This is a genomic window from Paenibacillus aurantius, from assembly GCF_032268605.1.
Taxonomy (GTDB): Bacteria; Bacillota; Bacilli; order Paenibacillales; family NBRC-103111; genus Paenibacillus_AO; species Paenibacillus_AO aurantius.
Genome location: NZ_CP130318.1, coordinates 3,815,489 through 3,838,598, shown reverse-complemented (window position 1 = coordinate 3,838,598; position 23,110 = coordinate 3,815,489). Strand labels below are relative to the sequence as shown.

Annotated in this window: 24 protein-coding genes, 1 pseudogene and 1 riboswitch; of the genes and pseudogenes, 21 read left to right on the top strand and 4 right to left on the bottom strand. The window is 55.3% G+C overall.

Annotated elements, in window-relative coordinates; genetic code table 11:
- Positions 1 to 201 precede the first annotated feature (201 nt).
- The 12 genes from MJA45_RS17330 to MJA45_RS17275 all read left to right on the top strand — a co-directional run bounded on the left by MJA45_RS17330 (position 202) and on the right by MJA45_RS17275 (position 11,526).
- The gene (locus tag MJA45_RS17330; RefSeq protein ID WP_315603159.1) at positions 202 to 831 is read left to right on the top strand and encodes a hypothetical protein; all 630 of its coding nucleotides are present in this window, start codon (positions 202 to 204) and stop codon (positions 829 to 831) included.
- Positions 806 to 2,689 (top strand): 1-deoxy-D-xylulose-5-phosphate synthase, encoded by a 1,884-nt coding sequence (gene dxs, locus MJA45_RS17325; RefSeq protein WP_315603158.1) that lies wholly within the window; start codon positions 806 to 808, stop codon positions 2,687 to 2,689. Before MJA45_RS17330 ends, dxs begins: the two co-directional genes overlap by 26 nt.
- A gap of 16 nt (positions 2,690 to 2,705) precedes the next feature.
- Positions 2,706 to 3,533: a TlyA family RNA methyltransferase gene (locus MJA45_RS17320; protein ID WP_315603157.1), complete on the top strand. Its 828-nt coding sequence runs from the start codon at positions 2,706 to 2,708 to the stop codon at positions 3,531 to 3,533.
- Positions 3,534 to 3,643: 110 nt separating this feature from the next.
- Complete coding sequence (locus tag MJA45_RS17315) at positions 3,644 to 4,096, top strand: hypothetical protein (protein ID WP_315603156.1); 453 nt, start codon at positions 3,644 to 3,646, stop codon at positions 4,094 to 4,096.
- 11 nt (positions 4,097 to 4,107) lie between these two features.
- Entirely contained in the window at positions 4,108 to 4,557 is a 450-nt protein-coding gene (gene ahrC, locus MJA45_RS17310) for a transcriptional regulator AhrC/ArgR (RefSeq protein ID WP_315603155.1), read from the top strand.
- A gap of 6 nt (positions 4,558 to 4,563) precedes the next feature.
- Entirely contained in the window at positions 4,564 to 6,294 is a 1,731-nt protein-coding gene (gene recN / locus MJA45_RS17305; protein ID WP_315603154.1) for a DNA repair protein RecN, read from the top strand.
- A gap of 129 nt (positions 6,295 to 6,423) precedes the next feature.
- On the top strand, positions 6,424 to 7,746 hold the full coding sequence (gene spoIVB / locus MJA45_RS17300; RefSeq protein WP_315603153.1) for a SpoIVB peptidase: 1,323 nt from the start codon (positions 6,424 to 6,426) through the stop codon (positions 7,744 to 7,746).
- A 213-nt stretch (positions 7,747 to 7,959) separates the two neighbouring features.
- On the top strand, positions 7,960 to 8,760 hold the full coding sequence (gene spo0A, locus MJA45_RS17295) for a sporulation transcription factor Spo0A (protein ID WP_315603152.1): 801 nt from the start codon (positions 7,960 to 7,962) through the stop codon (positions 8,758 to 8,760).
- Between the two features lie 229 nt (positions 8,761 to 8,989).
- Entirely contained in the window at positions 8,990 to 9,475 is a 486-nt protein-coding gene (locus tag MJA45_RS17290) for a hypothetical protein (RefSeq protein ID WP_315603151.1), read from the top strand.
- A 163-nt stretch (positions 9,476 to 9,638) separates the two neighbouring features.
- Positions 9,639 to 9,908, top strand: a complete 270-nt coding sequence (locus MJA45_RS17285; RefSeq protein ID WP_315603150.1) for a hypothetical protein — start codon at positions 9,639 to 9,641, stop codon at positions 9,906 to 9,908.
- Between the two features lie 107 nt (positions 9,909 to 10,015).
- A complete protein-coding gene (locus MJA45_RS17280; protein ID WP_315603149.1) occupies positions 10,016 to 10,270 on the top strand; it encodes a hypothetical protein in 255 nt (84 codons plus the stop codon).
- A gap of 265 nt (positions 10,271 to 10,535) precedes the next feature.
- A riboswitch (cyclic di-AMP (ydaO/yuaA leader) is annotated at positions 10,536 to 10,681 on the top strand.
- Between the two features lie 29 nt (positions 10,682 to 10,710).
- Positions 10,711 to 11,526 carry a C40 family peptidase gene (locus MJA45_RS17275; RefSeq protein ID WP_315603148.1) on the top strand — a complete coding sequence of 272 codons (816 nt, stop codon included), beginning with the start codon at positions 10,711 to 10,713 and terminating at the stop codon, positions 11,524 to 11,526.
- 142 nt (positions 11,527 to 11,668) lie between these two features.
- Here the strand turns inward: MJA45_RS17275 and MJA45_RS17270 are convergent, their stop codons facing one another.
- The gene (locus MJA45_RS17270; protein ID WP_315603147.1) at positions 11,669 to 11,941 is read right to left on the bottom strand and encodes a DUF2627 domain-containing protein; all 273 of its coding nucleotides are present in this window, start codon (positions 11,939 to 11,941) and stop codon (positions 11,669 to 11,671) included.
- Positions 11,942 to 12,063: 122 nt separating this feature from the next.
- On the opposite strand from MJA45_RS17270, the gene lpdA reads away from it, so the two are divergent.
- The 4 genes from lpdA (at position 12,064) to MJA45_RS17250 (ending at position 16,956) form a co-directional block, all read left to right on the top strand.
- Entirely contained in the window at positions 12,064 to 13,485 is a 1,422-nt protein-coding gene (gene lpdA, locus MJA45_RS17265) for a dihydrolipoyl dehydrogenase (RefSeq protein WP_315603146.1), read from the top strand.
- A gap of 125 nt (positions 13,486 to 13,610) precedes the next feature.
- Positions 13,611 to 14,612, top strand: a complete 1,002-nt coding sequence (locus MJA45_RS17260) for a thiamine pyrophosphate-dependent dehydrogenase E1 component subunit alpha (RefSeq protein ID WP_315603145.1) — start codon at positions 13,611 to 13,613, stop codon at positions 14,610 to 14,612.
- 13 nt (positions 14,613 to 14,625) lie between these two features.
- Positions 14,626 to 15,606, top strand: a complete 981-nt coding sequence (locus tag MJA45_RS17255) for an alpha-ketoacid dehydrogenase subunit beta (RefSeq protein WP_315603144.1) — start codon at positions 14,626 to 14,628, stop codon at positions 15,604 to 15,606.
- Positions 15,607 to 15,648: 42 nt separating this feature from the next.
- Entirely contained in the window at positions 15,649 to 16,956 is a 1,308-nt protein-coding gene (locus MJA45_RS17250) for a dihydrolipoamide acetyltransferase family protein (RefSeq protein WP_315603143.1), read from the top strand.
- 107 nt (positions 16,957 to 17,063) lie between these two features.
- On the opposite strand, the gene prli42 is transcribed toward MJA45_RS17250, so the two are convergent.
- Positions 17,064 to 17,165, bottom strand: a complete 102-nt coding sequence (gene prli42 / locus MJA45_RS17245) for a stressosome-associated protein Prli42 (protein WP_315603142.1) — start codon at positions 17,163 to 17,165, stop codon at positions 17,064 to 17,066.
- Between the two features lie 149 nt (positions 17,166 to 17,314).
- Here prli42 and MJA45_RS17240 point away from each other — a divergent pair, with 149 nt between their 5' ends.
- Together MJA45_RS17240 and MJA45_RS17235 are read left to right on the top strand one after the other, a co-directional pair.
- A complete protein-coding gene (locus tag MJA45_RS17240) occupies positions 17,315 to 18,454 on the top strand; it encodes a M20/M25/M40 family metallo-hydrolase (protein ID WP_315603141.1) in 1,140 nt (379 codons plus the stop codon).
- Between the two features lie 135 nt (positions 18,455 to 18,589).
- Entirely contained in the window at positions 18,590 to 18,913 is a 324-nt protein-coding gene (locus tag MJA45_RS17235; protein WP_315603140.1) for a 2Fe-2S iron-sulfur cluster-binding protein, read from the top strand.
- A gap of 159 nt (positions 18,914 to 19,072) precedes the next feature.
- Here MJA45_RS17235 and MJA45_RS17230 read toward each other — a convergent pair whose 3' ends face one another.
- Entirely contained in the window at positions 19,073 to 19,918 is an 846-nt protein-coding gene (locus tag MJA45_RS17230) for a phytanoyl-CoA dioxygenase family protein (RefSeq protein WP_315603139.1), read from the bottom strand.
- Between the two features lie 136 nt (positions 19,919 to 20,054).
- Here MJA45_RS17230 and MJA45_RS17225 point away from each other — a divergent pair, with 136 nt between their 5' ends.
- Positions 20,055 to 20,960, top strand: coding sequence for a helix-turn-helix transcriptional regulator (locus tag MJA45_RS17225; RefSeq protein WP_315603138.1), 906 nt, complete (start codon positions 20,055 to 20,057; stop codon positions 20,958 to 20,960).
- A gap of 84 nt (positions 20,961 to 21,044) precedes the next feature.
- Here the strand turns inward: MJA45_RS17225 and mciZ are convergent.
- Positions 21,045 to 21,119, bottom strand: a pseudogene (gene mciZ / locus MJA45_RS17220) (Z-ring formation inhibitor MciZ); the annotation flags it as partial.
- 172 nt (positions 21,120 to 21,291) lie between these two features.
- Here mciZ and MJA45_RS17215 point away from each other — a divergent pair.
- Positions 21,292 to 21,852 (top strand): NUDIX domain-containing protein, encoded by a 561-nt coding sequence (locus MJA45_RS17215; protein ID WP_315603137.1) that lies wholly within the window; start codon positions 21,292 to 21,294, stop codon positions 21,850 to 21,852.
- A 2-nt stretch (positions 21,853 to 21,854) separates the two neighbouring features.
- Positions 21,855 to 23,027 carry an endonuclease Q family protein gene (locus tag MJA45_RS17210; protein WP_315603136.1) on the top strand — a complete coding sequence of 391 codons (1,173 nt, stop codon included), beginning with the start codon at positions 21,855 to 21,857 and terminating at the stop codon, positions 23,025 to 23,027.
- The last annotated feature ends 83 nt before the right edge of the window (positions 23,028 to 23,110 follow it).

Sequence of the window (23,110 nt, the reverse complement as noted above, 5' to 3'; positions counted from 1 at the left end):
TCGATGTAAGGCTTTTTGGGGATTATAGTGTGGACTAAGTGGTAATCCAGTCTGATGACCGGTAACGGCATCAAGGCGGGCGTAAAGGGAAACCGCCCCTCCGGCAACGCTGGGGTGACCTGTCTGGGAAAACCTACTGGACCTAAGCCACAGCGTTTACTCAGAAAGCTGCCACTCTTTAACCTTATCGGGGAGAATAGAATGAAATTTTCATTGAAACACTCCATTAATTGGAGTATTTTTATATCGGTAATCACTTTCATATTAGCCTGTATTTTTACCGTCGCTTCCACCACGATGCTCGAAGGGGTTTCCTGGGGAATCGGCATGCTGATTGTATTTTCTCTGGTACTTACCGGAATCTTTTTTGACATCTTAGGCTTATCCGCGGCGGCGGCCAGTGAAATTCCGTTTCACGGCATGGCTTCGGAGCGGGTGAAGGGCTCGCGGCAGGCGATTTATATCGTTCGCAACGCTGACCGTTTCTCGAACTTCTGCAACGACGTGGTCGGAGACGTCTCCAGTGTCATAAGCGGCGCAGCCAGTGCAGCGGTCGTTCTCAAGCTGATGATCCATTCCGACAATGCGCTGTTAAACACCGTCGTAAGCGTCATCTTTACCGCTTGTGTATCGGCCTTGACCGTTGGCGGCAAAGCCATGGGCAAATCATTTGCCATCCATTATGCCACGGATATCGTCTTATGGGTCGGCAAGCTGTTTTATTTGCTGGAGAACCGTTTCAAGCTGAGAATCTTCACTCCTAAACGCAAACAGAAATCACAGAACGGGAAGCGGGGGAACAAACGTGCTCGAACAAATCAATCGGCCTGAGGATCTTAAGAAGCTTTCTGTGGAACAATTGGATGGGCTTGCGGAGGAGATCCGCACCTTTCTGATCCAGAGGCTGTCCGCGACCGGAGGCCACCTCGCACCCAATCTGGGCGTGGTTGAGCTTACCTTGGCGATGCATTATTACTTTAACAGCCCTGTCGATAAATTCATTTATGACGTGGGCCATCAATCGTACGTGCACAAAATGCTGACCGGCCGGATGGACCGGTTCGACACGCTGCGCCAGTACAAAGGGCTGTGCGGCTTCATCAAGAAGGCCGAGAGCGAGCATGACGTCTGGGAGGCCGGGCACAGCAGCACGTCTCTTTCTGCGGCGATGGGAATGGCGCTCGCCCGCGATCTGAAGGGTGAAACGAACAAAGTCGTGGCCGTTATCGGCGACGGAGCCCTAACCGGAGGAATGGCCTTCGAAGCCATGAACCACATCGGGCATGAGAAGAAGAAGCTAACCGTTATTCTGAATGACAACGAGATGTCGATCGCTCCGAATGTCGGGGCCATGCACAATTACTTAGGCAAGATCCGCTCGGACAAAACATACAAGAAGGCCAAGGAAGAAGTCGAGCACCTGCTGAAGAAGATCCCGGCCATCGGGGGAACGCTTGCCAAGACAGCGGAGAGGCTTAAGGACAGCATGAAGTATTTCCTTGTATCCGGGATGCTTTTCGAAGAGTTCGGGTTCAAGTATTTCGGTCCGGTCGACGGCCATAACATTCCACAGCTCCTTGAAATGTTCAAGCAGGCGGAGAACGTGGACGGCCCGGTGCTGATTCATGTTATCACCACCAAGGGGAAGGGCTACAACCCGGCGGAAGCGGATTCGCTCGCCTGGCACGGGGCCTCCCCTTATAAGATCGAATCCGGCCAGATGATCAAAGCCGTCGGTCCTCCCATGTACACCGATGTTTTCGGCAGTACCCTCATGGAGCTGGCGGAGAAAGATGAGCGCATCGTAGCGGTCACCCCGGCCATGCCGGCGGGCTCGGGGCTTCTCAAGTTCGCGAAGAAATTCCCCGGACGCATGATCGATGTAGGGATCGCCGAGCAGCACGCCGCCACGATGTGCGCGGCCATGGCCGGTGAAGGAATGAAGCCGGTTTATGCGGTCTACTCGACCTTCCTTCAGCGGGCTTACGACCAGGTGGTGCACGATATTTGCCGCCAGGACCTGAACGTGCTGTTCGCCATCGACCGGGCCGGCTTTGTCGGACCGGATGGGGAGACGCACCAGGGCGTGTATGATATTGCTTTTCTGAGGCATGTTCCCAATATGGTCATCATGATGCCCAAGGACGAGAACGAGCTGCGGCATATGATCAAGACGGGGATCGATTATAACGACGGCCCCATTGCCGTTCGTTATCCCCGGATTAACGGAACGGGAGTCAAGCTGGAGGACGAGCTGAGAAGTTTGCCGATCGGTTCCTGGGAAGTGGTGCGGGAAGGAAACAAAACAGCCGTACTCGCGGTCGGACCGATGGTTCAGCTCGCCGAGGAAGCCGCCGATCTGCTGCGTCCGCAGGGCATTTCGATCAAAGTGATCAACGCCCGCTTCATCAAGCCTCTTGACGAGGCCATGCTGCTTCAATTGGCCAAGGAAGGGTACAACCTGGTTACGCTCGAGGAGGGATCGCTTGCCGGAGGATTCGGCAGTGCGGTTCTGGAATTCTATGCTTCCCAGCAAATTTACGGGCTGCAGATTAAGAATATGGCGGTTCCCGATTATTTTGTAGAGCACGGAAGCATCAAAGAGCAGCGCCAGGAAGTCGGATTAACGGTTGAGAATCTGGTTATGCAGATCCAGTCCTTCACGGCCCGGACCCGCCAGAGAGCTTAACCAGCAAGGAGTCAACATGCCAACAGCCGATAAAGAACGAATCGATATCCTGCTCGTGGAGCAGGGCTATTATGACAGCAGGGAGAAAGCAAAGGCCGCCATTATGGCAGGCCTTGTTTTTGCGGAAGAGGAAAGAATTGAGAAGGCCGGGACGAAGGTTCCGAGGTTTGCGAAGCTTACGGTAAAGGGCGCGGTTCATCCCTATGTCAGCCGCGGGGGGTTGAAGCTGGAGAAGGCTCTTCGTGAATTTGAGCTTGATCTTCACGGGGTTCATATGCTGGACATCGGTGCCTCCACAGGAGGCTTCACCGATTGCGCCTTGCAGAACGGCGCCTCTCATGTCTATGCGGTCGATGTCGGGTACAACCAGCTGGACTGGTCCCTCCGCAACGACAAACGCGTCACGGTCATGGAACGGACCAATTTCCGCCACATGACGAAAGAGGACCTGACCGGACCGCTTCCGGACTTCGCCACCATCGACGTTTCCTTTATCTCCTTGAAGCTTATTCTTCCGCCTCTTGCGGCCCTGCTTGTTCCCGGCGGGACCGTGGTAGCCCTTATCAAACCCCAGTTTGAGGCGGGCAGGGAGAAGGTCGGCAAATCCGGCGTCATCCGGGATTCCGCCGTTCATCGGGAAGTGCTGGAGAAGATCCTGCCATTTGCTGCCGAAGCGGGCTTCGAGCTCGAGGGCTTGACTTACTCTCCCATCACGGGCGGCGAAGGAAATATTGAATTTCTGGCCTGCTGGCGTCTGAAGGATGCCCCCGTCTCCTTGGACAGGGACAAGCTTTCGAGGCGTATTGCGGACACCGTCCAGGCGGCTTCTTCCAAATTTTCATAAGCGGACAACATCAGACTCATCCCCAGAACGATCTTTTAGAGGAACTAAAAGACTTGTCCTTGCCGGATGGGTCTTTTTAGAAGCAGGGGGAGTCCCAATGGGGTGATGATATGCAAAATGCCGACGTCCTGGTATTCCTTCTTCTCGTGGCTATTCTCCTTGTTTGGCTGGCCGGTCTGTTCCGGAAATGGCTGACCGCCCCGCCCAAAACGATACGGGTTGTGGAGCCGGACGAGGAAATTCCGGTGACGGACGCCGTTGCCCTCCTGGAGGAATCGGGCTACGAAGTCATGACCACGAAGCGCAAAGTTCCGATCCGCATTCGGCTTAATGGCGACCAGGAGCTCGAAAGCCGGCTGTTCGTCGATCATTTCGCCAACGATGGGGACAACATATATATCGTTAAGCTGGCAAGAGAGAGACAGCCGATGGAGATGACCGGCAGCGGAATCCGCAACCAGCTTCTGGTCTACCATCTTCTGTATGAAGAGGCGGCCGGTATTCTATACGTAGATCCCCGCCAAAGAACCATCCACAAAATCCAATTCGAAGTCACGGCTTGAAAGGAGTACCTATGAAGGGCCAACGGCACGTGAAGATACGCGAAATTCTGTCGACCCGGGAAATCGAAACCCAGGACGATCTGGTGGACGCTCTTCGGAACGCCGGTTTCCATGTTACCCAGGCGACCGTTTCGAGAGATATCAAGGAGCTTCATCTGATCAAAACTCCGCTTAAGGACGGGAGGTACAAGTATGCCATTCCCGCGGAGCAGCGCTTCAATCCTCTGCAAAGGCTAAAAAGATCGCTGTCGGATCATTTTGTGCATATCGACCATACGGACAATCTGGTGGTCATGAAATGCATGCCCGGAACCGCCAATGCTATCGGCGCTCTGATTGACAACCTCGAGTGGAACGCCGTCATGGGAACCATTTGCGGAGACGATACCATTCTGGTGATCTGCCGCGGCAAGGACCAGAGCTTGCATTTTGTCAATGAAATTATGGCTATGCTGGGGTGAGGAACTATGCTGAACGAATTATCGATCCGCAATCTGGCGGTGATTGAGTCGGTTCATCTTGATTTCCGCAACGGATTTCAGGTGCTGACGGGGGAGACGGGTGCCGGTAAATCCATTATTATCGACGCCCTTGGGCTAGTGGCTGGAGGAAGAGGGGCAACCGATCTGGTCCGCTACGGCAGCGACAAAGCCGAGATTGAAGCGCTCTTCGATATGCCTTCCGACCATCCCGTCTGGGAGTCGCTGAGTAAGCTCGGGATTAACGCCTCCGCTGAGGAGCATTTGATCATAAGGAGGGAAATTACAACCAACGGCAAAAGCACAAGCCGGATCAACGGCCAGCTGGTCAACCTTTCGATGCTCCGGGAGGTAGGTGAGTGGCTGGTCAACATCCATGGCCAGCATGAGCATCAATCCCTGATGAAGGTGGATGAGCATATTCACTGGCTGGACTTGTTCGGAGGACCGGCCCTGGCGGATGCCTTAACCGCTTACCAAAGCTCTTATGACAAGTATACCGCCCTCCGGAGACAGCTGCAGGAGCTCCAGGAAAGCGGCAAGCAGGCCCTTCAAATGCAGGACCTGTACCGGTTTCAGGTGGAGGAAATAGCGGCAGCCCAGTTAAAAATCGGCGAAGATGAATTATTGCAGGAAGAACGGCGCAAGCTATCAAATGCCGAGAAGCTGTATCAGAACGTGAACGAATCGTATGACACTCTATACAACAACAAAGGCCTGCAGGCCGTAGGCAAAAGCATGCAGAGGCTGCAGGAGATCGCGTCGCTTGATCCGGCCGGCCTTCAGCCCTTACTGGAGCAGGTGCAGTCTGCGTATTACCAGCTGGAGGATGCGGCTTTTCAGCTGCGGGATTATCAGGAGCAGATTGAATTCAATCCGGAACGGATCGATGAAATTGAGCAGCGGCTTGACCTGTTGTCTTCTTTCCGCCGTAAATACGGGGAAAATGTGCAAGAGATTTTGGCTTACTTAACCAAAATCGAGGAGGAGCTCTCCCTCATCGAGAATAAAGATGAGCATATCCAGAAGCTGCAGGCGGCCGCCGATGCGGAGCTGGGTAAGCTGGGCGGCCATGCCCGCAAGCTGTCCAAGCTTCGGGCCAAGGCGGCGGAGTCGCTTTCCCAGGAGATAGAAGGCGAGCTGAAGGACCTCCATATGGAAAGGACCCGATTTGCCGTGAGTCTTAAGCCTCTGGAGGATCCGAAGGGGACGGAGATGGACGGAAGAACCGTGCGTTTGACCCGGAACGGAATCGACCAGGTCGAGTTTCTCATCTCCGCGAACCCGGGCGAGCCCTTAAGGGGACTGAGCAAAATCGCCTCGGGAGGAGAGCTGTCCCGGATCATGCTGGCCATGAAGGCCATCTTTGCCAAAGTGGACCGGATTTCCGTTCTTGTCTTTGATGAGGTCGATACGGGCGTCAGCGGCCGGGCGGCCCAGGCGATAGCGGAGAAGCTGTCGCGGTTGTCCCAAAGCTGCCAGGTGTTCTCCATTACCCATCTTCCCCAAGTGGCATGCATGGCGGATGCTCATTACCTGATCCGCAAATCGGTCGAAGGGGAACGTACGTTCACCAAGGTGGTCCGCCTGAACGAAGAGGGACGGGTGGAGGAGCTGGCCCGGATGCTGGGAGGGGTGGAGGTGACGGACAAAACGCTTCAGCACGCCCGGGAAATGATCCAGCTGGCAGAGGTTAAAAAAACTGCCGCGGCAGGGTAAAAAAGCAATAACGGCGCGGGTTTGAGCATCATTAACAGTTATAAAAGAATGGGGCCGGGGTTAACTTATAGGTACGCTTTTGACGAGAGCTTTTCGTCAGGCAGGAAAAGCATAAGGAGCGTGATCTGCTTGAACCCCGGCAACCGCAGAAGAGGGATAGGTCTTATTCTTGTCATTCTAATCAGCCTGGCCAGCTTCACCGCCCCGTTCCAAAGCTTCGCGCGTTTTCCTAAGGAGCTTCGCCTGTTCTCCGGACAAGCGGCGAACCTTAAGCTTTCCATGCCGGTTACCGCCCGTGTAACGGTATCGGACCCGCTGGTGGCTCACTTGAAGGGGGAAGCCGTCTCTTCCGCCGAAGTGAACCTGAAGGATCCCATTACCCTGCAGTCGGACCGCTCCGGTGAGACGGAGATGAAGCTTAAGCTGTTCGGAGCCATACCCTTCAAAACCGTAAAAGTCAAGGTCATCCCCGATCTTAAAGTGATCCCAGGCGGACAGACCATCGGGGTTAAGGTCAAATCGGCCGGTATCCTTGTAGTTGGCCATCATCTGGTGACCATTCAGAAAAACCAGAAAATTTCCCCCGGAGAGCAGGCGAAGGTAGAGATCGGCGACTTGATTACGTCCATTAACGGCGCACCTTCCAGGGACGTGTCGGAAGTAGCCGAGAAGGTGAAGGAAGCCGGTGAGAAGAAACAGCCTTTGGACTTGGTGGTCAAACGCCGGGACCAGGAGCTCCGCATCCAGCTGCAGCCGGCCTACGATATTCTCGATAAAGCCTACCGGCTTGGGCTCTATATCCGGGATTCGGCGGCAGGGGTAGGGACGCTGACCTTTTACGCACCGGATCAAGGCAGCTACGGAGCGCTGGGGCACATCATTACGGATATCGATACCCAGACCCCGATTGTGGTCGGAGGCGGGCAGATCGTTCATTCCAATGTAACGTCCATAGCCAAGGGGCAAAACGGGAATCCGGGAGAGAAGCACGCTCATTTCTTTCAGGAAAGCCGGGTGCTCGGCAACATCGAGAAGAATACGCCGTTCGGGATCTTTGGCCGGATGACGGGCCGTCCGGACCATAGTCTGGTGGACAAAGCCCTTCCCGTTGCCTTCGCGTCGGAGGTCAAGGAAGGACCGGCTCAAATCTACACGGTTGTCAGCGGCCAGAAGGTGGAGCCTTTCGATATTGAAATCACCCATGTTTCCAAGCAGGAGTTGCCGGCGACCAAAGGCATGGTGATCAAAATCACCGATCCTCGTCTGCTCGAGAAAACAGGGGGAATCGTTCAAGGGATGAGCGGAAGCCCCATCATCCAAGACGGCAAGCTGATTGGAGCCGTTACGCATGTTTTTGTGAACGACCCGACCTCGGGCTACGGCTGCTTCATTGAGTGGATGCTGAAGGATGCCGGTATTCTTCCGGAAGCGGCGGAGAAGCAGGCGAGCTGAGCTAACGGCCTCATGGATGCATGGGGCTAACCTTTTGTTTGCAGGGATTGGCGAATCCTGTAAACGAGTGTCGGAATAAATCAAAAATTTTAATTATAAAAGAAAAGGTCAAAAAAAGAAAGGAAAATATTTTTCGACAGAAGGATTTTCACCAGGGTTGTCGAATTGGTTATAGGCAAACCTTTAATAGCCGATTCGAAGGAGGAAATGGAATTGCAAACGATTGATGTTCTTTTGGCGGACGACAACCGGGAATTTACTAACTTGTTATCGGAATATATGGATGATCAAGATGATATGAATGTTGTCGGGGTGGCCTATAACGGTAATGAAGTGCTGAGGTTTCTCGAGCAGCAGAAGAAAGCTCCGGATGTCCTCATTCTTGATATCATCATGCCTCATCTGGATGGACTCGGCGTGCTGGAGCAAATCCGCGAAATGAATCTGTCGCCGATGCCGAAAATCATTATGCTGACCGCCTTCGGACAAGAGAACATTACGCAGAAAGCCGTTCAATTGGGTGCTTCTTACTACATATTGAAGCCATTCGATATGGAAGTGCTGACCAATCGGATCCGCCAGCTCGTGTCCAACCAGTCGTCTTATACCAGCAGCAGCTCCTCCTCGGCCAAAACCAATGTCGTACCCATGTCCAAAGGCAAAAACCTGGACGCCAACATTACGAGCATTATCCATGAGATCGGCGTGCCCGCCCATATCAAGGGGTATCAATATTTGCGCGATGCGATTACCATGGTTTATAACAATATCGAAATTCTCGGGGCCATCACCAAAACGCTTTACCCGGCTATTGCCGAACGATACAAGACCACGCCGAGCCGCGTCGAACGCGCGATCCGTCATGCAATTGAAGTGGCATGGACCCGCGGCAATATCGACAGCATCAGCTTTATTTTCGGCTACACGATCAATATTTCGAAGTCGAAGCCGACCAACAGCGAATTTATCGCCATGGTGGCGGATAAGCTTAGAATCGAGCATAAGGTTTCGTGAAAGGGTTAGAAGCCTTTTAGCGGAGACAAGCCAACAAATACTGCTTCTTTTATTGGGTTCAGATACCCGATTAAGGAGTGGTATTTTTTATGACCAATCAAAGATAACCTATAGGGGGGTGAACCATTTGCGGTTAAAAGAAATACTGGGTCATGTCATGGCAGAGGATCAATTTCTTGATATTTGCAAGGCTGCAAGAAGTGCTGCTCTCTTTAGTGGATAACTTAAGTTGTCATTTGAATTATATGATGGGATGCCCACATACTCGATCCTTCATCATATAGGCCTATCCTTCCATGATTTTAATGGGGAAGAAAAAGATTATATGTGGGAAAAGTACTTGTCTTATTTATCTTCTGAAGACAACTCTTTATCTAAGCCCGTAGAATATTCGCTTTGGTGTCATTTTTTTGAAGATCAGGAGCTGGTAGAAGATTCATGGGAAAGGATCTTTAATCAGCCAAGAAAGGATCGTTTAATTCAGAGAATACTTATTGCCTCAGGCCCCGTACCTTACACGTTGAAGAATCCATTATATAGTCGACTCATCAAAGACTTAAAGTGGCATTATTACATTTACCGAAGCTTGTTGCATAGTGCATTTGATTATTTCGGCAATATAGAAAAGGAAAAAGCATTAGAACTATTAGAACAATTAAAATTATCCGAGGATGTTAAAAATTTAGAACTACTAAAGGAGAAACTAAAACAATAAATCCTTTTTGGGAGCATCGAGCCTAAGGTTTCGTGAAAGAATAAGGTGTAGAAGCCGCCGCTTCGATTTCGCCAGTCGGTAAGGTGGTTCCTTACGACGTGCTTGCTCTGCCTCCGTGGTTTTATATATAATGGATGGGCAACCAATATAGGAGGTCATGACCATGCCTTATCAACCGAAAGTGGCGGAAGCCAAAATCGTAAGCCATAACGAAAAGAACGGACTGATGGAAGTCGTTGTGGTTCTCGAAGACCGCAACCACTGCCGGGTCACTTATGAAACCTTGCCGAGCGGAGAGAAGGTTCCGACCGATATCAGCCGCCTGCATAAAGAGCCTTGCCCGGTATGCAAGAAGGATTACTTGTGCAACTGCATGGATCCTTATCTGCCCGAGATCGGGGAGCAGGTTTCCAAGTTCGTGGATTTGGGGTAACCGACACAGACAGCGTTATATAAGCAATGGGGACGGAGTGCAGCCTGGCTGTGCTTTTTTCTTTCCGCTTTGGCCCGCATGTTACGTCATATTTGGGAGGGATTGGAATGAATCACGAACACGATGACCGAGACAAGCTGGAGCAGGAGATGGCGCATTCGCTGGAGGAAGGGGACATGGAGAAGGAGGAGCTGGATGCAGCCGCTAGGCGGAGGCTTTCGCCCCGGTATGAAATCCGGATCCAAGCCAAGCTGGACCCTGTCGTGGAAGAAACCCGCCTGTATCGTCAAATGGCCAAGGAAGTGGATGGCCGCTATGACAAATACAAAATCGACCAAAATCAGGGAGAAGAACCTAAATGAGGTTATAGATAGGCGTATATATGGTGTGTTATACTAAACGTATAGCCGCATTGGCCTGCGGCTATCTTCATAACCTTTTTTTCTTTCTCCTTAATTTGGCCTGTCGGGTTATCCGGCAGGCTCTTTTTTGTGTTCCTTTGTCAACTCCTATTCCTATTCGTTCACATAATGGACATATTCCATAGGAGTCCTTTCCTATCCCACTAATTACCTACAATAGGGGGATTGCCGTGAAAACATTTCCATGGTATTTTTATACTCGTCATACTACGTTAAGCCGAATCCGGGCGCACAACATGCCCGGTACGGGGGACTTATTTATGGGGTGAATGTTCACGCGCGCGAGTGAACTAGGGAGCCTGCCTTTCCCGAATCCGTCAACTAACCTCGGAGGCACATAGGAGGAAACAGAACTGAATAGGTGGATTCGCACGTCTTTTTTGTCGTCCGTATGTTTGGGGCTCGGTCTTGCTCTCAGTACGCAGGCTTATGCCGATCCCGTTAAGGTTCAAGTCAATGATGACCTGGTTCATTTTCCCGATGCCCAGCCTTTTATGGATGGCAGCAGCCGCACCCAGGTGCCGATTCGCATGGTAACGGAGAAAATGGGGTATCAGGTCAACTATAGCATGACGACTGACCAGCAGGTGAAAGTCAAAATCAGCAGCAGCACCAAATCCGTCGAACTGAAGACGGGAGAGAAGAGAGCCCTTGTCAACGGGCAGCCGATAAGCATTGATACGAACGCCCTTTTTACGGGAGGACGCACGTATGTGCCGGTCCGCTTCATCTCGGAAGCTTTGGGAACGATGGTCCAATGGGACCAGAACAATTATATCGCGATCGTGGCGGCCGACGGCAAATACCACGCTCCGGCGTGGTACAAACCTCAGCCTCTGCCGTTTACCATCATCAACAATGCCAAAAAATACTTAGGTGTCCCTTATGCTTTTGGAGGAACGACCCCAAGCGGATTTGACTGCTCCGGGTACGTTCAATACCTCTTCAAGCAGCAGGGAACCACACTGCCTCGCACGGCAAGCCAAATGTATGCAGGCGCCGGGCAATTTGTTTCCGAAGTACAGCCGGGCGATCTTGTCTTCTTCTCGGAAACCTCCTCTTCCCCGATCACCCATGTGGGCATTTATTTGGGGAACAGCCAGTTTATTTCGGCGACAACTTCTTACGGGGTGCATATCGATAACCTGTATTCCGGTTACTGGGGAGCCCGGTACAAGGCGGCTAAACGCATTTAACCATCAGCTCATAGCAAAAGACGCTTCCCTCGCGGGAGCGTCTTTTTTTGCGGGCGAACGGGATTGCCGTCGGATGGTGTCGGGCGGTTTTCATTGCGCCGGCAGGTGCGGAAGTGTAAAATCGTAAGTAAACGCTGAAGCCTCATTCTCTGCCGGGACGGCGTTTCTTTTCTTTGAAGCGGGGAGCTACATAATTGCGCTTGCGGTCCCTATAGAAGGTCCAGCCTCCGATGAAGGCGACGCCGGCGGCAAACAGCACAAAGCCGATAAGGAATTTGCCCCAGGTAAACCCCGCGGAGGCTTCGTCAAACAGCGCGAACAGCGAATCCTTCATGGCGAGAAAGCCGTAAGTCGCGGCAATCCCGGGGATAACGAGAATCAGGGCGGCGGCAAAGCGGGAAATTGTGGATTTCATACCGTTGTCCTCTTTCAAGAGATGTTTATACGCTACCATTAGTTATACTATATTCCCCCCACTTAAGTCCAAAGGGGGAGGGGATTCATCGAAGCCAATACTATCGGAGGGATCGATTAAGCATGAGCCATACTTATGATATTGTCGTTCTGGGCGGAGGCACAGGAGGCTACAGTGCCGCGATTCGAGCAGCCCAGCTCGGCATGTCCGTTGCTCTTGTAGAGCGGGACAAGCTTGGCGGCACCTGTCTTCACCGCGGTTGCATCCCCAGCAAGGCGCTTCTACGCAGTGCGGAAGTATATGCCGAAGCCAAGAACGGGGAAGCCTATGGCGTCACCGCTTCTTCGGTTACCCTTGATTTTGACCGGGTCCAGCAAAGAAAAGCCGGGATTGTGGACCAGCTGTACAAAGGGCTTCAGCTCCTGATGAAGAAGAACAAAATCGATGTATACGCCGGAAGCGGGAGGATGATCGCCCCTTCCATCTTCGCTCCCCGAAGCGGAACCATTGCCGTCGAGCTGGCCGATGGGGAGACGGAAACGCTTGTTCCCGGCCATCTTATTCTCGCTACCGGCTCCCGGCCGCGCATCCTGCCCGGACTTGAGCCGGACGGAGAGCTCATCCTGACGAGCGACGAAGCTCTTCTGATGGCCGAGCTTCCGGAATCCATGCTCATCGTCGGGGGCGGGGTAATCGGAGTGGAATGGGCGTCGATGCTGAATGACTTCGGGGTGGAAGTCACGGTGGTGGAATATGCCCCGCGTCTCGTTCCCCAGGAAGACGAGGACATTTCGAAGGAGCTGGAGCTTCTGTTCCGCAAAAGGGGCATCCGGGTGCTGACCGGAGCGAAGCTTCTTCCCGAATCCCTCGAGAAAGGGGAGAAGGAAGCCACCGTTCAGGTAGAGAAGGACGGCGAACGGATGGGTCTCTCCGCTTCACGAATTCTGGTCTCGGTCGGCAGGGAAGCCAATATTGATTCCATCGGGCTCGAGAACAGCGACGTGAAGGTCGAGAAAGGCTACTTGAAGGTGAATGGAAGCTTCCAGACAGCGGAGCCTCATATTTATGCGGTCGGGGATGCGATCGGCGGGCTTCAGCTAGCCCATGCCGCCGCTCACGAAGGCATTCGGGCGGTCGAGCATATAGCCGGCAAGGAGAACGGCCGCTACGAGCCCCATCGGGTGCCGCGCTGCATCTACACGCGGACGGAAATCGCGAGTGTGGGATGGACCGAGCAGCAGGCCAAGGAGCGCGGGCACGACGTAAAAACGGGGCGGTTCCCGTTCAAGGTGCTGGGCAAAGCCCTTGTGCAGGGACATACGGAAGGCTTCGTCAAAATCGTAGCGGACCGGAACACCTCGGACCTGCTTGGCGTGCATATGATCGGTCCTCACGTAACCGAGCATATCAGCGAAGCGGCGCTTGCCCAGCTGCTTGACGCGACTCCATGGGAGGTGGGGCAATCCATTCATCCCCATCCGACGTTATCGGAGGCGTTGGGGGAAGCGATGCTGGCAGCCGACGGACAAGCCATCCATGTATAAAAGGTGCCGCCCTCCAGGCGGCATTCGTCACAACCCATTCATAAATGTACCAATCTATGATATGATAGAGGTAAGGCTTAGTATTAGGACCAGGTATTAAAAAGCACAACAAGGAGGCTGGTTTCATGTCAATCGGTCAATTGGCGAAGCACAGGACAGTAGGATTATCCGATGAGCAGGCCATCCAGATGTATTCCATTATGCTGAAGGCCCGCAAATTTGACGAGCACTGCTTCCTGCTTCAGCGCTCCGGCAAAATCGCTTTCCATGTGTCGGGGATCGGCCAGGAAGCCGCCCAGGTAGCCGCGGCCTTCGCTCTCGACACCGAGCAGGACTATTTCCTGCCATATTACCGGGACTACGGAGTGGTTCTGACCGCCGGTATGTCGCTCAAGGAACTGTTTCTTTCCGTCTTCGTCAAAAGCGAGGACCCGAACAGCGGCGGCCGGCAGATGCCGGGCCATTTCGGCCACAAGAAGCTGCGCATCGTGACCGGTTCGAGTCCGGTTACGACTCAGGTTCCCCATGCCGTGGGAATAGCGCTTGCGGCCAAAATGAACAAGCAAAAGTTCGTTTCTTTCGTCACCTTTGGAGAAGGCTCGAGCAACCAGGGCGATTTTCACGAAGGCTGCAATTTTGCCGGCGTTCACAAGCTGCCCGTTATCCTAATGTGCGAAAACAACCAATACGCCATCTCGGTGCCTATTCATAAACAGGTGGCCGGAAACATACACGACCGGGCGCTGGGCTACGGATTCCCGGGGGTCCGTGTAGACGGGAATGACGCCCTAGAGGTATTCCGCGTTGTGAAGGAAGCCCGGGAACGCGGCCTTCGCGGGGAAGGCCCCACTTTGATCGAGGCGGTTATGTACCGCATCTCTCCCCATTCCACCGCGGACAACGATCTTCTGTACCGGACGAAGGAAGAGGTGGAGGAGAACCGCAGCAAGGACGGCCTTCCCAAGTTCCGGCAGTACCTGATCGATTGCGGGATCTGGAGCGAGGAAAAGGACCGGGAGCTGGCCGCGTCGATCGATAAGGAAGTCAAGGAAGCGGCCCGTTATGCCGAAACCGCCCCGCCGGTTAAGCCGGAGGAAGGGCTGAAGCATGTCTATGCATCGCAATAAGGAGGAATAAGGTTTGGCGGTTATTTCTTATTTAGAAGCTATCCGTACGGCGATGCAGGAAGAAATGCAGCGCGACGGGAACGTTTTTGTGCTGGGAGAAGACGTCGGCAAAGGCGGCGTGTTCAACGCGACGAAAGGGCTGCGGGACGAATTCGGAGAAGACCGGATCATGGATACGCCGCTTACGGAGTCGGCTATCGCGGGAGTCGCGATCGGAGCGGCCATGTACGGCATGCGGCCGGTGGCCGAGATGCAATTTGCCGACTTTATTTTTCCGGCCACCAATCAGATCATTAGTGAAGCGGCCAAAATCCGGTACCGCTCCAACGGAGACTGGAGCTGTCCGGTCGTCATCCGGGCGCCTTACGGGGCAAGCGGGGGAGGAGGACTCTACCACTCCCAGTGTCCGGAATCCGTCTTCTTCGGGACGCCGGGTTTGAAGCTGGTGGCGCCGTCCACCCCCTATGACGCCAAAGGGCTGCTCAAGGCAGCCATCCGGGACGAGGATCCCGTTCTCTTCTTCGAGCATAAAAAATGCTACCTGGCCATAAACGAAGAGGTCCCCGAGGACGATTACATCGTTCCGATCGGCAAAGCAGCCGTTAAGCGGGAAGGAACGGACCTTACCGTCATTACATACGGCATGATGGTACATCATGTGCTGAAGGCGGCGGACGAGCTTAAAGCGGAAGGCATCACGACGCAGGTTCTCGACCTGCGCACGCTTCAGCCGCTCGACCGGGAGGCGATTCTGGAAGCCGCGGCCAAAACCGGCAAGGTCTTAATCGTTCACGAGGATAATAAGACGGGTGGAGTGGGAGCGGAAGTTTCCGCCATCATCTCGGAAGAGCTCTTCTATGATCTCGACGCCCCGATTATGAGGCTGTGCGGACCGGACGTGCCTGCTCTTGGCATGAGCCCGGTGCTGGAGAAGGCGTTCCTGCCTAACCCGGATTCCATCCGGGAAGCGATGCTGAAGCTCGCCCAAATCTAGAAAGCGCGTTCGGGAAATCCGTACGTTTTCAGGAGGCTATACATGAAAACCCCAACCAAAGGGACGGCCATCACGGTCCCCCATCTGGCTGAAAGCCTGGTTTCGGCAACGATCGGAAAATGGCTGAAGCAGCCGGGCGACTATATCGAGCAGTATGAAGTCATTTGTGAGCTCATTACGGATAAGGTTACGGTGGAAATGCCGGCGCCGGTGGAAGGGACGCTGACGGAGATTATCGCTCCGGAAGGTCACACGGCCGAGGTAGGCGAGGTCATCTGTGTTATTCTGGATCCGGTGGCCGAAGCTGGCTCTTCCGCCCCTGCAGGCATGGCGCCGGCTGCCGTTGCATCCCGGGAAGCGGCAGGCAGCGAAGAAAGCATGCGGTCCCGTCTGTCTCCCGCGGTCCTCAAGCTGGCGGCCGAGCACGGCGTTAACCTGGAGGAGGTCGGGGGCACCGGCCTGGGCGGCCGAATCACCCGCAAGGATGTGCTCGCTCATGCGGAGGCCTCTCAGGTTAGCCGTACAGCAGCCCCGCACGTGACGGAACCTCCCAAAGCTCCGACCGTGCCCGTTCGTTCCAGCGGGCTGCATCTATCGGCCCAGCCGCCGACCCCGTTGACCGGGGAGCGGGAACCGAGGGCGTCCGAAAGCCGCGGGGAGTATCTGATCGACGTTACGCCGATCCGCAACACCATTGCCCGTAACATGCGTCAGAGTGTGTCGGAAATTCCCCACGCCTGGACGATGATTGAGGTCGATGTCACGAACCTGGTCCTGCTCCGCAACAAGCTGAAGGATGAGTTCATGCGCCAGGAGGGCATCAACCTGACGTATCTCGCTTTTATGTTGAAGGCGGTCGTCAATGCCATCAAAGATTATCCCATCATGAACTCGGTGTGGGCGGTGGACAAGATCATCGTCAAGAAGGACATCAACCTGTCGCTTGCCGTAGGTACGGAGGATTCGGTCATTACGCCCGTCATCAAGCGGGCCGATCAGAAGAACATTGCCGGCCTCGCCAGAGCCATTGATGAGTTGACCAAAAAATCCCGCTCCGGGAAGCTGGGTCTCGATGATCTGCAGGGAGGAACGTTCACGGTGAACAATACCGGCTCGTTCGGATCCATTGCCTCCTACCCGATCATCAATTACCCGCAGGCGGCCATCATAACCTTCGAATCCATTGTGAAGAAGCCGGTCGTCATCAACGACATGATCGCCGTGCGGTCCATGGTCAACCTGTGTCTATCGCTTGACCACCGGATCCTCGACGGGGTCATTTGCGGCCGCTTCCTCCAACGGGTTAAGGAGAACTTGGAAAGCTATAACCTGGATACCCGGCTGTATTAACCGTAAGCGGAGCCCTGGAGAGGGAAGGAACCGAAAAGAAATAAACACAAAAAAGGCGCCGGTTTGACCGGCCCCTTTTTGCTTCCGGGCAGTTTATGGGCCTACCATTATTGAAACAGGAATGCGAAGGAAAACAGCAGGGTAGAGAGAACCATGCTCGCCAGCATGACATAGACGAAAGCGCGAAACCACCATTTGCGGGTAATCAATTCATTTCAGCTCCTCTGTAAGGAAATCAAGCGGGCTCCCTCTACCCGGCCGTACCATCGGGTGGGCTCCGCTTTCACTTATCTAACCAGTTACTCCGTACAAGCAGTACCCTTATTGTAACCCAATTCGAACCCAGGAGGGAAGTCCCATGATCCAGCAGGACCGAGTGATCCAGGAATTTATGGAACTGGTACAGGTTAACAGCGAGACGAAGCACGAGCAGGAGATTTCCAAAGTTCTTAAGGAGAAATTCGCTTCCTTGGGATTTTCCGTAGAAGAGGACGACAGCGCGGCCAAGACGGGGCACGGCTCGGGTAATCTGATCTTTACGCTCCCGGCAAATACCGGGAACCCGCAGGCCCCCCGGCTGTTTTTTACCTGCCATATGGACACGGTGGCGCCCGGGAATAACATCAAGCCGCAGCTTCATGCGGACGGATACATACGCAGTGACGGCACAACCATACTAGGGGCGGATGACAAGGCTGGGATTTCCGCTCTCCTGGAAGCCATTCGCGTCCTGAAGGAGCAAAAGCTGGAGCATCCCCAGCTTCAAGTGGTCATCACAGCCGGGGAAGAGTCCGGCCTGGTGGGCGCGCGGGCCATGGAAGCGAAGTGGATCCAGGCCGATTACGGCTTTGCTCTGGATTCGAACGGCAAGATCGGGGACATTGCGGTGGCCGCTCCCTCCATGGACAAGATCGCCATTACCTTCTATGGCAAATCCGCCCATGCCGGGGTCAACCCGGAGGATGGCGTCAGCGCCATTCAGGTGGCGAGCAAGGCGGTCTCCCGCATGCCGCTCGGACGGATCGACCATGAAACGACGGCCAATGTCGGAAGCTTCGCCGGAGGCGGCGAAACGAACGTCGTGTGCGACAAGGTGGTGCTGAAGACGGAAGCGCGCAGTCTCGATACCCGCAAGCTGGAGCGGCAGGTGGAAGCGATGCGCCGGGCGTCGTTCGAAGCGGCCGAGGAGATGGGAGCCCGTGCGGAATTCGAGAGCTACCTGAAGTATCCTTCCTTTCGGTGGGACGAAACGGCTCCTGTCGTCCAATTGGCTATGAAGGCCCTGCGCCGCGCTGGAGCGGAGCCGAGAACGTTCCATTCCGGCGGGGGGAGTGACGCGAACATTTTCAACGGCATGGGGATTCCTACCGTCAACCTGGCCGTCGGGTATGAGAATATTCATACGACGAAGGAACAGATCAAGGCCGCCGATTTGGGCCGCGTCGCCGAGACGGTTGTGGCCATTATCCAGGAAGCGGTCGGCAGCGGGCAGGCCTAGTGGCTTAACCGGTAACTTTGTTCGGTGAGGAAGCCTCCGATGGTTCAAGCGTTTTTCCGTGATTTCCCTCCTGTCTTTTTTCTTAAGGGAAAGGATGGGTAATAATAGATGGTCAATCATAAGGAGGAGATAGCTATGGCAACCGTTAAAGTGGAAGGCAAAGGCGAATTCCAGGTGGAGAACGGAACGAAGCTCGTTCTGGCTCTGGAGGACAACGGAGTCGACATCCTGCACCGCTGCGGAGGGAATGCGAAATGCACGACCTGCCGGGTGGAAGTGCTCGAAGGGGATGCTGGTCCGGTTAGCGAGAAGGAGAAAGCGGCGCTGGAGCTGAAGGGCGGGGCGCCGGATAACGTCCGTCTCTCCTGTCAGGTCCATGTAGAGGGCGACCTAACCGTCCGTGCTCTGCGTACGGCCTCCGAATCCGGCCTGGAGCCGGGGCCGCGGCCGGAGGAGTAAGAGAGCAGCACAGGGCTCCCTCCGAGCGGAGAGACTGGCCGCATTCAACGGCCTATACCGCAGGACAGCCAAAAAAACACCAACGTTACTCGGACCGGGTAACGTTGGTGTTTTTTGGCTTGCTATTATCTCGGAGGAGCCTATAAAAGACGGCCGTTCTCAGCTGTTGCGGCGGGAGTAAACCAAGGGGAAGTAAGCATTGTCAAAAGGCTGTCCGGCGTAAGGACGAGGACCCAGCAGACGGACGTTGTCATGATGCTGGACCCGGGGGCGGTAGCCGGTCCCGCCCGGCATCAGATGAGCGACAACCGATAGCCTGGGCTCGTTCGTCCGGTTGGGGCCGGACCCGTGAAAGGTCAAAGCGTGATGAAAGCTCGCCTGACCGGCTTTTAGAAGGCAGGGCTCTTCCGTCCAATCGTGGCCGAGAGCGGAAAATTTGCGCTTCAGGGAATCCATGTCCTGGTCGAAGAAGCTGTTGCTTTCCGGAATCAGGCCCCAACGGTGGGAGCCCGCGATGCTCATCATCCCGCCGTTGGTCAGGTCGGTGTCCTGCAAAGCGATCCATACGGTGATCATCTCGGTGGTATCGGTCGCCTGCCAGTACCCGTAATCCTGGTGCCAGCCCACGTTGCCCGCTGCCGTTTCCCTGTCTCCGACCCCGGGCTTGTAGATCATTTGATCATGCCACAGCCGGATCTCGTCGGTTTCGAGCAGGTCGGCGGCCCAGCGGCCCATGACCGGATCGGTCACCGCTTGCCGGACCTCGTCGTTGACCCACCAGCCGTTATCGAGCTTGCGAAGCTTCAGCTCCTCGTAGGCCGGCCGCACGCTCTGCGGATGCATCGGATACCCGTCCCCGTCATAATCCCCGGCCCACACGCGGTCGTGGGCTTTCCTCAGCCGGGCGATCTGGTCGTCATCCAACAGCTTCGGGGAGATCCAATACCCTTTCTCGCGAAATTCCTTCCTGTCCTGCTCCGTTATTACATAGGTGGTTTCCAGCATGACCATTCCTCCTCTGTCCGTTTCCTTTCCTAAATGACACCTCCAGTGTATCAACTACCGGAGCAATTGACGTTCGAGAAAGTGGTGAGTAGAATCAGAAACATATGAGGGAATGAGAAACATAAGGAGGTCGGCCATGAGAAAGCGCCGCGTGTGGGAGGAGCCTTTTCCGCTTTGCCCGGAGCTGGTCATGCTGGGCTTTGATGATGTGAGGAGTGCCATTCCGCTCGAAGAGCATCGTCACGAGCGTTCCTTTGAGTTTGTGTATGTGGAGAAAGGACGAGCGGCCTGGAAAATTGGAAGGGATACGTACGAAACCTTGGCGGGAGATGTGTTCCATACCCGGCCGGAGGAGACGCACAGCGGCCGCTTCGACGTTATCGAGCCCTGCCGGCTTTGGTGGCTTATCCTAAGAGTACCGGAGGGGCGAGGGAGCCGCTGGCTGGAGCTGCCGGAAGCGGAGGCGGAGCTTGTTCTGGCAAGGCTGTGGACCCTTCCCCGGATGGTGACTCCGGACGCTCCGGTTCTGGCTATCTTCCGCAAGCTGAAGGAAGCGCTCGAAGCCCCAAAGGCCTGGGCTGGGCTGGAGATCCGGCATGCGGTCCTGGGGCTGCTGCTTGTCCTCCTCAGGGAGGACAAGCCGTTGGGGCGGGTCGAGCCCGGAGAACCGGTCATCCGGGAGCTGGCAGGCCGCCTCGCGGAGTATCCGGCCTGGAGGCCGTCGGTACCGGAGCTGGCGAGCCTGGCCGGGATGAGCGAGTCCCACTTCTACCGGCAGTTTCACAGGGTGACGGGATTGTCGCCGATGGCGTACGGAGAAAGAATACGGATCGAAGAAGCATGCCGGAGGCTCCAGCATTCCCTGGAACCCGTTACCTCCATGGCTCTCGATTTGGGCTTCACCTCGAGCCAGCATTTTGCCACCGTTTTCCGCCGCGTAACCGGACGCTCTCCCCGGGAGTGGAGACGCCTAACGGCGGCCGGCGTTCTGCTCCCGTTGGAAGGGGAGCAGCTGTCCGGCAGGCCGGATGGACTCGGCTGATGCTCCCGGAAGGCCGCTCAACCGCATCAGAAGCTGAGAAAGAGGAAGATCGGGCTGCCCCGTCCGGTCTACGAGCTGGCGGAGCTGAAGAAGCTGGTGACGGACCTCCCAGGCCTTGCCGACGAGACGAATTTGGTTGGGGGAGTAGTAGGATTTCATGACGATTCCTCTTTTCGTTAAAGTTTGGGTAGTTCCCGTTCAACCTGGACTGATGCCGTAAGCTCTTCCTAGCCTTTCCATCCGGGGCGCGGCTGAAACGTGGTATAATGGAGTCTATGTAATCGCCATGAACAATAGTACTAGACTAATAGAATAGAAAGCAGGGGTAGCCATGAAGACGGAGCATTCCAACAAGTTCGAAGAAGTGACGGTTCAAACGGAGGCTATCTTTAAAGGGAAAATCATTTCCCTGCAGGTGGACCATGTCCGGCTTCCCAACGGGGAAATGGCCACTCGGGAAATCGTCCGGCACCCGGGAGCGGTGTGTGTGCTTGCGGTCGTGAACGGGAGGATGCTCGTCGTGGAGCAGTACCGTAAGCCGCTCGGCCGGAGTCAGGTCGAGATTCCGGCCGGCAAGCTTGATCCCGGAGAAGATCCGATGGAAGCGGCAAGGAGAGAGCTGGAGGAGGAAACGGGATACCGGTGCGGGGAGCTTAAGCTGATATCTTCGTTCTACACGTCACCCGGCTTTGCGGACGAGCTTCTGCATCTCTACTACGCCGAAGGGTTGACCGCCGGGGAAGCCCATCTCGACGAAGACGAGTTTCTGGACTGCGAGGCCCTTACTCTTGAAGAAGCGAAGCGGTACATGGCGGAGGGCCGCATCAGCGACGCCAAAACGATTACGGCTCTCTACGCCTGGCAGGCGTACCAGCTGACGGGAAGCTTCTGATCATGAAGTCTTATTATGTTGATCTGCACGTGCATATAGGGCGTACCGAGAAGGGCTCTCCCGTCAAAATCAGCGCTGCCCGCAACCTTACCTTCTATAACATCGCGAAGGAGGCCTCGGAGCGCAAAGGAATTGAGGTTGTCGGCATCATCGACAGCCACTCTCCTTCGGTTCAGGAGGAAATCGAGCATTACCTCGACAACGGGGAAATGACCGAGCTTGAAGGCGGCGGCATCCGCTACCACGATACGACGATTCTGCTGGGCAGCGAGATTGAGGTGCGGGATCCCGGCATGGGTCCCGCCCACCTGCTCGTTTATTTGCCCCGCCTCGCCGATATGAAGGCTTTTACCGGCTGGCTCCGCCTGCACATGAAGAATGTGGATTTGAGCTCCCAGCGCATCTACGTGCCGGCCCGGGTGCTGCAGCAGGAGGTTCTGGCCCGCGGGGGAATCGTCATTCCCGCCCACATCTTTACCCCGCACAAGAGCATCTACGGAAGCTGCTCCTCCCGGATGGCCGACCTTCTCGATCTTGACGGCCTGGCGGCCGTGGAGCTTGGCTTGAGCTCGGACACCGGGATGGCCGGCTGCCTTTCGGAGCTCGACCGGCTCGCGTTCGTCACCAATTCCGATGCCCATTCCCTTGGCAAAATCGGCCGCGAGTACAACCGGATGCGGCTGGAGAGTCCAAGCTACCGGGAGGTAGTCCTGGCGCTCCGTGGAGAGCAGGGAAGGGCCATCGAAGCGAATTACGGGCTGAACCCCCGTCTCGGCAAATACCACCGCACCTACTGCGGCCAATGCGAGTCTATCCTGGACGAAGCCGGGACGGCCGTCGAACGCTGCCTGAACTGCGGCTCGACCAAGATCGTTCGCGGGGTGATGGACCGGATCGAGGAAATTTCCGACCGGGAGGAGCCGGATTCCTCCATTCCTCGTCCTCCCTACCAGTATCAGGTGCCGCTGGAGTTCATACCGGGTCTCGGACCGAAGTTGTTTGACCGGCTGCTCGACCGCTTTGGCACGGAAATGGCCATTCTTCACCAAGCCTCCCGCGAAGGGCTGGCGGAAGTCGCCGGGGAGGCCATAGCCGGACTTATCGTTCAGGCGAGGGAAGGCACCCTCCGGCTTGACGCCGGGGGCGGAGGCCGTTACGGCAAGGTAAGCCGATAACGGTTGGTTGAATCGGCAGCCGCTCGATTGCCTGTTCTTTATTCCGGCACGCAAGCTGGCATACTGCCTGTCTGCCCCTCATA

Excerpts from the sequence above, each read along its gene's own strand:
- MJA45_RS17330 (WP_315603159.1), top strand. The coding sequence starts at position 202 with ATGAAATTTTCATTGAAACACTCCATTAATTGGAGTATTTTTATATCG.
- MJA45_RS17320 (WP_315603157.1), top strand. The coding sequence starts at position 2,706 with ATGCCAACAGCCGATAAAGAACGAATCGATATCCTGCTCGTGGAGCAG.
- MJA45_RS17315 (WP_315603156.1), top strand. The coding sequence starts at position 3,644 with ATGCAAAATGCCGACGTCCTGGTATTCCTTCTTCTCGTGGCTATTCTC.
- ahrC (WP_315603155.1), top strand. The coding sequence starts at position 4,108 with ATGAAGGGCCAACGGCACGTGAAGATACGCGAAATTCTGTCGACCCGG.
- recN (WP_315603154.1), top strand. The coding sequence starts at position 4,564 with ATGCTGAACGAATTATCGATCCGCAATCTGGCGGTGATTGAGTCGGTT.
- MJA45_RS17285 (WP_315603150.1), top strand. The coding sequence starts at position 9,639 with ATGCCTTATCAACCGAAAGTGGCGGAAGCCAAAATCGTAAGCCATAAC.
- MJA45_RS17280 (WP_315603149.1), top strand. The coding sequence starts at position 10,016 with ATGAATCACGAACACGATGACCGAGACAAGCTGGAGCAGGAGATGGCG.
- MJA45_RS17270 (WP_315603147.1), bottom strand. The coding sequence starts at position 11,941 with ATGAAATCCACAATTTCCCGCTTTGCCGCCGCCCTGATTCTCGTTATC.
- lpdA (WP_315603146.1), top strand. The coding sequence starts at position 12,064 with ATGAGCCATACTTATGATATTGTCGTTCTGGGCGGAGGCACAGGAGGC.
- MJA45_RS17260 (WP_315603145.1), top strand. The coding sequence starts at position 13,611 with ATGTCAATCGGTCAATTGGCGAAGCACAGGACAGTAGGATTATCCGAT.
- MJA45_RS17250 (WP_315603143.1), top strand. The coding sequence starts at position 15,649 with ATGAAAACCCCAACCAAAGGGACGGCCATCACGGTCCCCCATCTGGCT.
- MJA45_RS17240 (WP_315603141.1), top strand. The coding sequence starts at position 17,315 with ATGATCCAGCAGGACCGAGTGATCCAGGAATTTATGGAACTGGTACAG.
- MJA45_RS17235 (WP_315603140.1), top strand. The coding sequence starts at position 18,590 with ATGGCAACCGTTAAAGTGGAAGGCAAAGGCGAATTCCAGGTGGAGAAC.
- MJA45_RS17230 (WP_315603139.1), bottom strand. The coding sequence starts at position 19,918 with ATGCTGGAAACCACCTATGTAATAACGGAGCAGGACAGGAAGGAATTT.
- MJA45_RS17225 (WP_315603138.1), top strand. The coding sequence starts at position 20,055 with ATGAGAAAGCGCCGCGTGTGGGAGGAGCCTTTTCCGCTTTGCCCGGAG.
- MJA45_RS17215 (WP_315603137.1), top strand. The coding sequence starts at position 21,292 with ATGAAGACGGAGCATTCCAACAAGTTCGAAGAAGTGACGGTTCAAACG.
- MJA45_RS17210 (WP_315603136.1), top strand. The coding sequence starts at position 21,855 with ATGAAGTCTTATTATGTTGATCTGCACGTGCATATAGGGCGTACCGAG.